Raw genomic sequence first — 11,686 nt, 5'->3', positions numbered from 1 at the left:
CATTGATGAGCCAACCTACGCATACCCGTATCCGCATGTTCAACACGAAGGATACGTATCCGAACCAGACGCTCGACAACGATCTTTGTCAGGCCGTACGCGCCGGCAATACGGTCTATGTACGCGGCCAGGTGGGCACGGATTTCGAAGGCCGCCTGATCGGCATTGGTGATCCACGCGCTCAGGCCGAGCAGGCGATGAAGAACGTCAAGCAGTTGCTCGAAGAAGCCGGTAGCGACCTGTCTCACATCGTTAAGACCACGACGTTCCTGACCGATATCCGCTACCGCGAGCCGGTCTATCAGGAAGTCGGCAAGTGGTTGAAGGGCGTGTTTCCTATTTCGACCGGCCTGGTGGTGGTCGCGTTGGGTCAGCCGCAGTGGTTGATGGAAATCGACGTTATCGCGGTCATTCCGGATGGATGGACGCCGCCGGCGGCCTAAGGAGCGGGACATGACATTCTCTATTGTCGGACGTTGTCCGGAATCCGGGCAGCTTGGCATCGCGATCAGTTCGTCCAGCATCGCGGTGGGTGCGCGATGCCCATGGTTGCGCGCAGGCGTGGGCGCGGTGGCGACGCAGAACGTCACGCTGCCCGCACTCGGCCCGCAGATTCTCGATCTCCTGGAGAACGGGCAACTCGATCCCGCCGCCGCATTGGACCGTGTGCTTGGCGCGAGCGAGTGGAGCGAGTATCGACAGGTGACCGTGATCGATGGCCAGGGCCGCACGGCGTTCTTCAGCGGCAAGGAAGCGTTGGGCACGTATCACGCTGTCGCCGGCAAGCAGTGCGTAGCCGCAGGCAACATGCTCGCCGGCATTGAGGTGATCGAGGCAATGCTTCCAGCGTTCGAACAGGCATCCGGCACGCTGGCCGATCGCCTGCTCGCGGCCATGCATGCCGCGATCGCGGCCGGCGGCGAAGCGGGGCCCGTGCATTCAGCGGCGCTGAAGATTGTGGGCGACGTGAGCTGGCCGATCGTCGATTTGCGGGTCGATTGGATCGATGACGACCCCATCGACCATCTCGACGGTCTATGGCAGGCGTACCGGCCGCAGATGCAGGACTACTTGACCCGGGCCTTGAATCCGACCGCCGCGCCCAGCTACGGAGTGCCCGGCAATGAATGATCGATCCAGCCGGGCACTGCTCGAACGGTTGATCGGCTTTGCCACGGTCAGCCGGGACTCCAATCTGGACATGATCGAATTCATTCGGGCTTACCTGGAGGAACTCGATGTCGAAAGCGAGTTGTTCTACAACGCCGAGCGAACCAAGGCGAATCTGTTCGCGACTATCGGTCCGCGTGGGCACGGCGGTATCGTGCTGTCGGGCCATACCGACGTGGTGCCTGTCGATGGCCAGGCGTGGACCGTCGATCCATTCCGTCTTACCGAACGCGACGGGCGGCTGTATGGCCGTGGCACGGCCGACATGAAGGGTTTCATCGCTTCGGTGCTGGCGGCGGTGCCCGGGTTTCTCGAGCGCGAGCTGAAGCTGCCGGTGCACCTCGCTTTTTCGTACGACGAGGAAGTCGGCTGCCTCGGCGTGCGGCCGATGCTGGCGGAGCTGGAGCGACGTGCGCACAAGCCGGCCCTGTGCCTGATCGGCGAGCCGACCGAGCTTAAGCCGGTGCTGGGCCACAAGGGCAAGCTGGCGATGCGCTGTCAGGTGAAAGGCGCGCCTTGCCATTCGGCCTACGCGCCGTATGGCGTTAACGCCATTCAATACGCGGCGCGGATGATCGGCCGTCTTGAAGAGATCGGCGAGCAGTTGGCGCAGCCCGAGCATCACGACGAGCGATTCGATCCGCCCTTCTCGACCGTGCAGACGGGCGTGATCAAAGGCGGCCGCGCGCTCAACATCGTGCCAGCCGAATGCGAGTTCGACTTCGAAGTGCGCGCGCTGCCTGGCTTCGACGCAAACCAGGTAGCGGATGAGTTGCTGACCTACGCCCAGGCCGAGTTGTTGCCGAAGATGCGCGCAGTGCAGTCAGACACCGACATCCGTCTTCAGCCGCTTTCGGCCTATCCGGGATTGGCCACCTCGCCCGACAGCGAAGCGGCGCGTCTTTTGGCGCTGCTGAGCGGTTCAGTTGAGTTTGGCACGGTCGCATTCGGCACCGAGGGCGGGCTTTTCGATCAGGCGGGCATTCCAACGGTGGTCTGTGGACCCGGCAGCATGGACCAGGGGCATAAGCCGGACGAATTCGTCACCGTCGAGCAATTGCATAAGTGCGACGCGATGCTGGCTCGGTTGGGAGATTACATGTCGGCCGCGTAGTGAGACGTGTGCGTCCTCAATTAGCGAGACCACTGTCTCGCGCCAAAGTCAGATGATCAGCAAGACCACGAAGCCCAAATACTTTCGAATGCCAGGCATGGCGATTCGGTAGACCGAACACGCCTGATTACGCATGAGGCGCAGAGCATGGGACAGGAGTAAGCGCTTTGCATGGGGCCAGAGTAACGCGCTAAAGCGCGAACTCTGGTCGACAGCTAAAGCGCTAAGTCCTGTCGACACTGGAGACAAACATGAATACTTCCGAACGCGACGCTTCGCCGTTGATCGAAAAACACACCATTGGCTACGTGCCGCCAGAAGATCGCCATGGCAAGGTGCGTGACCTGTTCACGCTTTGGTTCGGCGGCAACATCGCGCCATTGCCTATCGTCACAGGCGCGCTTGGCGTGCAGATATTCCACTTGAACTTGCTGTGGGGCATTGTCGCGATCATCGTCGGTCAAGCCGTGGGTGGCGTGCTGATGGCGTTGCACTCGGCGCAAGGCCCGCAAATGGGCATCCCGCAGATGATTCAAAGCCGCGCGCAATTCGGTTCATGGGGCGCGTTGCTCGTCACCGTGATCGCAGGCGTAATGTATGTAGGCTTCTTCGCGTCCAATATCGTGCTTGCCGGGAAGTCTCTTCATGGTATCGAACATGGCATCCCGGTTCCTGTCGGCATCGTGATCGGCGCGATGGGATCGGGGTTGATCGGAGTCATCGGTTACCGGCTCATTCATATTTTGAATCGCATCGGAACCTGGGTGCTCGGAATCGGCATTTTCATTGGTTTCGGCTATATCCTCACGCATATCTCCACAGGCGATTTCCTGACGCGTGGCGGATTCAACTTCGCCGGCTGGCTCGCGACCGTTTCGCTGTCGGCGCTCTGGCAAATTGCGTTCGCTCCGTACGTGTCCGACTATTCGCGCTATCTGCCGCAGAACGTGCGCGTTGCGTCGACATTCTGGGCGACCTACCTCGGCTGCACGATTGGCTCGACGCTCGCGTTTGTCTTCGGCGCGGTAGCCGTGCTCGCGGTGCCGCCCGGCGCCGACGCGATGGACGCCGTCAAGCAGGCCACCGGACCGCTCGGGCTGCCGATGCTCGTTCTCTTCCTGCTGAGCGTGATCAGCCATAACGCGCTGAATCTTTACGGCGCGGTGCTCGCGGCCATCACCTCGCTGCAAACATTCGCCTATCGCTGGATTCCCACGGCGAAGGCGCGTGCGGTGCTGTCGGCTGCGATTCTCCTCGCATCCTGCTATGGAGCGATCGGCGCTTCGACGAATTTCGTCGGCAATCTGGTCGATCTCGTGCTCGCGTTGCTGGTCGTGCTGGTGCCGTGGACCGCGATTAACCTGATCGACTTCTATGTGATCCACAAGGGGAAATATGACATCCAGTCGATCTTTCAGGTGGACGGCGGAATCTACGGCCGCTTCAATCCGCAGGCGCTGATTGCCTATGGAATCGGCATCGTTGTGCAGATTCCGTTCATGAGCACGCCGATGTATACGGGCCCCGTGCCGAAGTATCTCGACGGTGCAGATCTCTCGTGGGTGATCGGGTTGGTTCTGACTTCGCCGCTGTATTACTGGCTCGCGTCGCGGGACACCGACTATCGGCGTAGACAGTCCGGCGCCGGTGTTACGCGTGGTCCGGCGAGACAGTCATGACCGCTGGACTTCTTCTGCGTCGGAGCGGCGACACGGTTGGCAAGTAATCACCGATCGCACGGCGCAATCCTCGAAATCGGCAGAGCCGTTCCGGCTCTGCCGTCCATGTCACACCGTTACGGCGTGCGTGGAAACTCGAACGAGTCGAACAGATCGTCGATTGCGGGCGCATTGACCGGCACGTACGGATGCGTCTGCAATTGGATCGGATTCGGCAGGTTGTCGCGGCTTCTTTGCGTGATTGGCTTGAGATGCCAGTTGCGGTCGATGAACTTCACGATCGACGCGTGATCTGCGTACTGATGCACGACACGGCCACCGCGCGAGTAGGGCGATACCACGATCATCGGAATGCGCGGGCCGTCGCCGAAAAAGTCGAGCGGCTGGATGTAGCCTGAGTCGTAGTAGCCGCCGCCTTCGTCGGTCGTGACCAGGATCGCGGTGGAAGCCCACAGGCTCGGGTCACGCTGCACTGTGTCGACCAGCTTGTGCACGAACGATTCGAAGAGTCCGAACTTGGACGACTCCGGATGCCCGTCGAGCAGACCGCCCGGTTTCACGAACGAAACCGCGGGCAGCGTGCCGTTTGCAATGTCCGCGTACAGATCGGTCGTGTCCTGCAGATGCGCCTTGACGAGTGCGGGGTTCGTCATGATCGCGGTTTCATACAGGAACGGGTTGCAGATATTGCAGTAGACACTCGTGGCTGGCGTCGTCACAAACGTATTCCAACCTTCGCCGTAGTACTTCCACGAGATGTTCTTCTCGATCAGCGTATCGGCGATCGTTCGCACCGGCGACGGCGGGATCGTGAACGTACTCGTATTGACCGTGCCGTCCCCGTTGTAGCCCGGGTTGTAGTTGTTCAGCAGGTAATACGTGTTCGGCGCGCACTTCGCGTCCGGCTTGTACGGCAGGCGGTTCAGATACTGCCGCAGTGCGCCGGCGCCGGGCTGATGACCGTCCGAGCAGTTGCTGTACGTGCCGCCCGAATAGCCGTCCTGCTTGTACCAGTTGTTGGTGTTCGCCAGTGGCAGCGGGTTTTCGATTTGATCCGGCGGCGGCTTCGTGGCATTGCCGTTGCCGTCCGTGTAGTAGAGCGCATCTGCGGTGCCGATCATGATGCTGTTAGCGCCGGTGCCGCCCATTACCGGTTGATGATAGTTGTCGCTGATCGTGAACTCGCGCGCGAGATGCGTGAAATACGGCATGTCGCCGGTATTCACGTTGTAGTAGCCGAGCGCGGTCGCGCCTTCTCCGGTCGTCTCGTCGTTGAAGTTCGCGGGCCGCGGCTGGCCGTTCGAACCGGCACCCACCGACGTCTCCACCCAGGCGAACAGATCCATCTGACAGCCGCTTGGATTATCGAGCGTAGCGTGATCGAGACTGCAATCGGCCTCCTGCCAATTCTGGTAGAAGCGGTGCACCGGGCTGTTGATGTACTGGTCATAGTTGGGACCGACGCGCGAGATCTGATACGGTCCGTTCGGCAGGTTATACGTGTTCGAGCCGAAGCGCGTATCGACGCTATGCGTCGGCAAGCCGGTCGCGCCAGTGGTTAAATGCACGACGTCCCAAGGTTCTATCATCGTGCCCTCGGCGGCCTGCGCCGCTGCGAGCGTGGCGAACGGCGGCGGACTGGTATCGCTCGGTGTGCTTGCGGTAGAGCCGGTATTTGGCGCCGGCAGCACCGGATACGGCTGCTTGCCGCCAGGCGCCATCTCGAAGCGGTTCGGGTCCGTGGCGCTGGCCGTATATTGCGCGGCCAGCGCGAAGTTCGGACCTGGTTGGCCGTCGGCCGTGATGATGCCCTTCGACAGCAGGTTCGCCACCGTCTGTCCCTGGCGTGGTGTGTAAGCGCCAAATACGTGATCGAACGTGCGGTTCTCTCCGACCACCACAATGACATGCTTGATCGGCGACGCCGTGTTCACTGTCGCAGCCGCTATCGCGGCCTGCTGCTGGCTTTGCGCGACGGTCGGCCAGATAGCCGCGGCAAGCGCGACTGAAACGGCGCCGCAAAGCAGGCTTCCTCGAAATATTGGTGTACTAATTACATTGGCAATTTTGTTCACGAACGCCTCCATGACGTTACTCGGACGAGCAAGCGGTAATGTGGCGTGTGGAAACGACGGGCAGCTCCCTGCGTGGGGATGCGGCCTCTATTACAAAGCGTTACGACGGGAAGAAATTATCGGGAGGGAATGACAATACAAGGACAGAAAAAAGTCGACGGCGTGTGGATCTTCTAACGAATTACTTTCAATGCGATCCACATTGCATAGTTCGCCCGCGCACAGCAGTGGCACTGCGATCAACCTACGGGAAAGGCCTCAGTCCGCCTTTGTCGTATCGAGAAATGCTCGCAGTTCGCTTTGCATAGTCGGAGCATCCAGAACGATACTTCCGCCATGTCCTGCGAACACGCTACTGAAGCTTTCGTGAACAAGGCGCTCGAGGGAGCGGAGTTGGGTGGGCCAGTCGTACCAGCAGGCGTCTCGAAAGGCGTGCAGAGCGTGCCCGCGAAAATCCCAACGCAGTGAGTCCCCAGAAAAAAGGGCGTGGTTGACGAGGAACATGACGCTTCCCCGTGTATGTCCCGCCATCGGAATGACCCGAACGCCCGGCAACATCTCATGCGCCAGATCACCGGTGATTACGTCAGTGGCAAATGGCGCGCCGTCGGCGTCGTTTGCATGGATCCAGACGCGCGCGCCAAAGCGCTTCGCATAGAGGCCGGCGTCCGCAACATCGTCGCGGTGGGTCAGCAGGATATGATCCAATCCGCCGGCTTCTGCGATCCAGCGCTCGAGGTGGCCGGACCAGCGCGGCCCGTCGATCATCAGACGCAGGCCACCTGCGAGCGTGATGTAGCTGTGAGCGCCGTACGAGGAGCGGGCGTTATACCCGAGCCGCCACACGCCGGGAGTCAAGGCTTGCGGGAAGAGGCCTGTCGGCATCTTCAAACCTTTTGGCGCCCGAACGGCAGCCGCCGGACAGAGGAGCACGCCTCGCCACGCATCTTCTATTTCCTGTTCACTGGCGGGCTGGTGGGCGAACGCCGAAGCGCCGTTTCGCTCGATGAACAGATTGGGAGCGGCCGTTCGAACCGCGCCGCAGTTGAAGCAAGCTGCGCTTACTTGCCAATGATCGTCGACGTCATCTTTATCCTCCGCCATGGCGTGCTCCCGGTTGATATTGGGTAGACGGTTCAAAGATAGCACCTTTGCGCGATTGGGAATCGAGGTGCGTTCGGTTTGCCCTTACGACGACACGCGTTCTGGATTCGTTTCGCTGGCAGCGAGGTTTTTGCTAGCACCAGCGCGTTAGGCCGGTCGATTTCAGTCGTTCGACACGATTTTCCGGATCATCGACAATGCGTGTCGAGCACTGCATTGATTCTGCTATTGGTTCTTACGCACCGAAGACCGGCACTGGATAGCGCCGAACCGATTGCGTAATATTTGAAATCACGTGCGGCTATCAAGCGGTGAACTGTTGGTTGAGTACACAGGGAGTCGCGCAGACGGTTCAGTCATTGCGTTTAACGGAAACTTTGACGGGTACAGCTTCCATGACAATTGAATTGACCAAAGAAGTTCGAGCCGATGCGATTGCATCCATTCAGCGGTACTTCGAGAAGAATATGGAGGAGCCTATCGGCAACATCGCTGCTGGCGCGCTCCTCGGCTTCTTCCTGGAAGAAATCGGCCCGAGTATCTACAACAACGCCGTGGCTGACGCGCAAGAGCGACTCCTGCAGCGCGTCTCGGAGCTTGATTTCGAGGTGCATGAAGAAGAGTTTCAATACTGGAAAAAGTATGAGGGGAGCGTGAAAAGACGATGAACAAGACACGTGAACTGCTGACAGCCGCTGACATCGCGGCGATGGACCCGGAGCGTTCCGTCCATCCTTTGAACGAGAATGCCGTCCGCCTGAAGAGGTCGCTTGGCGACGCGACGGGATTGACGCAACTCGGTTTCCATCTGATGACGTTGATGCCGGGACACGAATCGACCGAATATCACCGGCATCTCTATGCGGAAGAATGCGTCTACATTCTTTCGGGCATCGGCGCTGCAACTGTTGGCGACTGCACGTATCCAATTGGTCCTGGCGATTTCATGGGGTTCCAGCGTGGCGGTGCCGCACACACGATGCTCAACACAGGCGACGTACCTTTGGTTTACATCGTTGCGGGCGACCGGCCGGAACACGATGTGTGTGATTATCCAAAGCAGGGCAAGCGGCTGTACAAGGCCGGTGTCAACAAGGTCTTCGTGGATCAGGACGGGTAGCCCATCCGGAGATGTTCACAAATTCACCGGTACAACATATCTGCAGTCAATCCGGTGTCAGCAATAACTAGGAATACCTGTGTCCCCAACCAGCCACTATCTGGCCGGTAAGTCGGGATAGTGCTCAAACGTGCGCTTGATAAGCTGTCGAAGCCAGATGTTCGCTGGCTCGTCGTGAAATCGGGGATGCCAGAGTTGGCGAAGCGCAAACGGTGGAAGCGGCACCGGCGGCGGAACAATCTTAACGGTCCCGAGCTTGGCGAAGACATTCCCAAGCTCCAGCGGCACCGTGGCGATCAGTTCAGGATGTTCGTCGATCAATAGCGGCACGACGAGGAAATGCGGTGTCGTCAGATAAACATTTCGATGGATGCCGTACTCGTCGAACGCACTGTCGTAAGCGGCGCCCGCGCGCCCAGTCAGGGAAACGACAATCTGCGGCATCGTTTCGAACTGTTCACGCGTAATCGATTCGCCGACGTCCTTGTTTCGCACGCTCACCATCGTCACGAAAGAGTGCAAGAAGAGTTGTTGCTGGTAGAGATCATCAGGCGCGGCACGGATCGACCCCAGCGCGAGATCCACGTCTCCAGACGCAAGCAATCCCTCGATTTGCTCGATTGGAACTTGCACGGATCGCAGCGTGCAGTTCGGCGCTTCCTCTCGCAACCGCCGGATAAGTGGTGGCAGAAATACCAGTTCGCCCATGTCCGTCATGCAAAGAACGAAGGTGCGCCGCGCTGTTGAAGGATCGAAACGCGCCTGCGAGACGACGTCCTGACGCAAGGTCGTCATGATTTCAACGATCGAAACGCCAAGCATGGCGGCTTTCGGCGTCGGCTCCATGCCCGATGGCGTCTTGACGAACAGCGGGTCCTCAAAGAACGCCCGCAGGCGATTCAACGCGTGGCTCATAGCCCCCTGTGACAGCCCCACTTCGGATGCCGCTCGCGTCACGCTGCGTTCGCGAAGCAGCGCATCGAACACCACGAGCAGATTCAGATCGAGATCACGTATATGCACGGCGTGCATTCCTTGCATTAGTCCCATTGACTTGACGCATGATGGTGCCGAATCTATCTTGAGGTCAAGCGTGCCAACGATAGGCCGCGCCCACATGATGGAGACAAGGATGTTTATCAGAAACACCTGGTATGTAGCCGCCTGGTCGCATGAGGTGGAAAGCGAAGCGCTGTTCGCTCGCGTCATTACCGGTATCCCGGTTCTGCTGTATCGCGAGGAAGGCGGCGGTGTTGTTGCGCTCGAGGATCGTTGCTGTCATCGCGGCGCGCCGCTGTCGGTTGGCCGGCGCGAGGGCGATTGCGTCCGCTGCATGTATCACGGTCTGAAATTCGACAGCACCGGAACCTGCGTTGAAGCGCCTGCTCAACAGCGCATTCCGCCGCAGGCGAAGGTTCGAACATTCCCGGTTGTCGAGCGGCACCAGTGGATCTGGATCTGGATGGGCGACTCTTCGCTCGCCGACCCAGAGACGATTCCTGACACCCATTGGCTTGACGATCCGCAGTGGCGCAGCTTGCCCGGTTACATTCACTACAACGTGAACTACCTGCTGATCTGCGACAACCTGCTGGACTTCTCGCATCTTCCATTCGTGCATCCCACCACGCTCGGCGGCCCCGAAGACTATGCAAAGGTACAGCCCAAGGTTGAGCGGATTGACGGCGGCGTTCGCATCACGCGCTGGACGTTGAATACGGATGCGCCTCCGTTCGCCGCCGCCGTCAAGAACTGGCCTGGCAAGGTCGACCGTTGGAATTTCTACGACTTCACGATTCCAGCGATTCTGCGAATGGATTCCGGCATGGCGCCGGTCGGTACCGGCGCACAAGAAGGTGCGCGTGTCGACGCGGCGGAATTCCGTGGCTGCCAGGCGCTCACGCCCGAAACGGAAAACTCCACGCACTACTTCTTCGGCCATCCGCACAACTTTGCAATCGATCAGCCCGACGTCACGCGAGCGATCCATCAGGCGGTTGTCGATGCATTCGACGAGGACCGCGACATCATCACTGCGCAGCAGAGGAATCTTGCACTGGATCCTGGGTTCAGGATGATGCCGTTCGGCATCGACGCTGCACTGTCCCAGTTTCGCTGGACAGTCAATCAACGGCTTGAAGAAGAGAAACGGCAGATGCCGGAAGCAGTGCGAGGAGCCTGAGATGATTCAGGTGAAAGTGACGCAACTGACGCGTGAGGCGGAAGGAATACTAGGCATCGAGTTGCGGGCTGCAGACGGCGCGACGCTTGTCCCTTTCGAGCCCGGCGCACATATCGATGTCCATCTGGCTGGCGGCCTCACGCGACAATATTCGCTCTGCAACGATGCGTCAGAAACGGATCGTTATCGTCTGGGCGTCGGGCTTTCCGCGACGTCGCGCGGTGGATCGAGTTATCTGCACAAGTCGCTTCGCGAGGGTGACATGCTTACGATCAGTGAACCTCGCACGTTGTTCGGTCTGTCGCGCGAGGCGACATCTCATCGTTTCATTGCAGGCGGTATAGGCATCACGCCTATCCTTAGCATGATCCGATGGTGCGTCCGCCATGGCGTACCCTGGCAATTGCACTACTGCGTGCGCTCGCGGATGTGCGCGGCATACCTCGACGAATTGTGCGCTTTCGGTGGCGAGGTTCATTTGCACGTCAACGACGAATCAGGCAGCGGGGTGCCTGACATTCAGACTTTGATCGGTGACGTAAAGCCTGGCGAGCACGTCTATTGTTGCGGACCGGGTGGACTGATGGACGCCGTATCGCATCACGGCCAGCAGTCCGGCATACCGCGCGAGAATCTGCATTTCGAGCGGTTTACCGCATCGCCTGTGCAAGTCGCCGATAAGAGCGAGCGGGTGTTCACGATCGTGCTTGCGAGGCTCGGAATGCGATGCGTGGTCGAACGCAACGAGTCGATTCTGGAGAGCCTCGAACGTCACGGCGTCTGCCCACCGTTTTCCTGCCGGGAAGGATTGTGCCGCAGCTGCGAGGTGGGGGTGTTATCGGGCGAAGTCGAGCACCGCGACTATGTGTTGAGTGAACACGAACAGATGTCCAGCAATTCGCTGATGATCTGCGTGTCGCGCGCAAAATCTGACGAACTGGTGATCGACCTTTAGTTCCTGCACATCTACCTCGCTGCTACGTACAGCGTCGCGATCTTCGACACGTGATCACGAAACGAACACTTTCTGCAGATTTCGTGCGGTTCCAGCTGCGTGGATCAAGAAGTGCATACTCCCGCTACCATCCGCCCAGTCAAGGACCACGACTCATGGCACTAACCCTGCTGCCACCACTCGGATTCCCGATAACGATCAAGGCGGCGGGGGCGCTTCAAACAGGCAGGACAACTGCTCGATCCCGTGGCAGCATAACGCACGTCGCATGGCGTTCGTAGTGGCGC

At 59.5% G+C, this 11,686-nt stretch carries 11 protein-coding genes; 8 read left to right on the top strand and 3 right to left on the bottom strand.

Going from position 1 to position 11,686, the window contains the following annotated elements; all coding sequences use genetic code 11:
• Positions 1-5 precede the first annotated feature (5 nt).
• The 4 genes from R8871_RS05590 (at position 6) to R8871_RS05575 (ending at position 3,963) form a co-directional block, all read left to right on the top strand.
• Positions 6-443 (top strand): RidA family protein, encoded by a 438-nt coding sequence (locus R8871_RS05590; protein ID WP_175049417.1) that lies wholly within the window; start codon positions 6-8, stop codon positions 441-443.
• A 10-nt stretch (positions 444-453) separates the two neighbouring features.
• Positions 454-1,131, top strand: coding sequence for a DUF1028 domain-containing protein (locus tag R8871_RS05585; protein WP_175049416.1), 678 nt, complete (start codon positions 454-456; stop codon positions 1,129-1,131).
• Positions 1,124-2,284 (top strand): acetylornithine deacetylase, encoded by a 1,161-nt coding sequence (gene argE / locus R8871_RS05580; RefSeq protein ID WP_175049415.1) that lies wholly within the window; start codon positions 1,124-1,126, stop codon positions 2,282-2,284. The genes R8871_RS05585 and argE overlap by 8 nt, the downstream gene beginning before the upstream one ends.
• A gap of 251 nt (positions 2,285-2,535) precedes the next feature.
• Positions 2,536-3,963, top strand: a complete 1,428-nt coding sequence (locus R8871_RS05575) for a purine-cytosine permease family protein (RefSeq protein ID WP_175049414.1) — start codon at positions 2,536-2,538, stop codon at positions 3,961-3,963.
• A 116-nt stretch (positions 3,964-4,079) separates the two neighbouring features.
• Here the strand turns inward: R8871_RS05575 and R8871_RS05570 are convergent, their stop codons facing one another.
• Positions 4,080-6,050, bottom strand: a complete 1,971-nt coding sequence (locus R8871_RS05570; RefSeq protein ID WP_175049413.1) for an alkaline phosphatase family protein — start codon at positions 6,048-6,050, stop codon at positions 4,080-4,082.
• Positions 6,051-6,296: 246 nt separating this feature from the next.
• On the bottom strand, positions 6,297-7,142 hold the full coding sequence (locus R8871_RS05565) for an MBL fold metallo-hydrolase (RefSeq protein WP_175049412.1): 846 nt from the start codon (positions 7,140-7,142) through the stop codon (positions 6,297-6,299).
• Positions 7,143-7,537: 395 nt separating this feature from the next.
• Between R8871_RS05565 and R8871_RS05560 the strand changes: the two genes are divergently transcribed.
• Together R8871_RS05560 and R8871_RS05555 are read left to right on the top strand one after the other, a co-directional pair.
• Positions 7,538-7,810 carry a DUF2164 domain-containing protein gene (locus tag R8871_RS05560; protein WP_175049411.1) on the top strand — a complete coding sequence of 91 codons (273 nt, stop codon included), beginning with the start codon at positions 7,538-7,540 and terminating at the stop codon, positions 7,808-7,810.
• The gene (locus tag R8871_RS05555; protein ID WP_175049410.1) at positions 7,807-8,262 is read left to right on the top strand and encodes a cupin domain-containing protein; all 456 of its coding nucleotides are present in this window, start codon (positions 7,807-7,809) and stop codon (positions 8,260-8,262) included. Before R8871_RS05560 ends, R8871_RS05555 begins: the two co-directional genes overlap by 4 nt.
• A gap of 96 nt (positions 8,263-8,358) precedes the next feature.
• Here R8871_RS05555 and R8871_RS05550 read toward each other — a convergent pair whose 3' ends face one another.
• The gene (locus R8871_RS05550) at positions 8,359-9,294 is read right to left on the bottom strand and encodes a LysR family transcriptional regulator (RefSeq protein WP_175050010.1); all 936 of its coding nucleotides are present in this window, start codon (positions 9,292-9,294) and stop codon (positions 8,359-8,361) included.
• Positions 9,295-9,394: 100 nt separating this feature from the next.
• On the opposite strand from R8871_RS05550, the gene R8871_RS05545 reads away from it, so the two are divergent.
• Positions 9,395-10,444 carry an aromatic ring-hydroxylating dioxygenase subunit alpha gene (locus tag R8871_RS05545; protein ID WP_175049409.1) on the top strand — a complete coding sequence of 350 codons (1,050 nt, stop codon included), beginning with the start codon at positions 9,395-9,397 and terminating at the stop codon, positions 10,442-10,444.
• Between the two features lies 1 nt (position 10,445).
• A complete protein-coding gene (locus R8871_RS05540) occupies positions 10,446-11,399 on the top strand; it encodes a PDR/VanB family oxidoreductase (protein ID WP_175049408.1) in 954 nt (317 codons plus the stop codon).
• The last annotated feature ends 287 nt before the right edge of the window (positions 11,400-11,686 follow it).

The organism is Paraburkholderia sediminicola (assembly GCF_902859805.1).
Classification (GTDB): Bacteria; Pseudomonadota; Gammaproteobacteria; order Burkholderiales; family Burkholderiaceae; genus Paraburkholderia; species Paraburkholderia sediminicola.
This window is presented reverse-complemented; position numbering and strand designations above follow the sequence as displayed.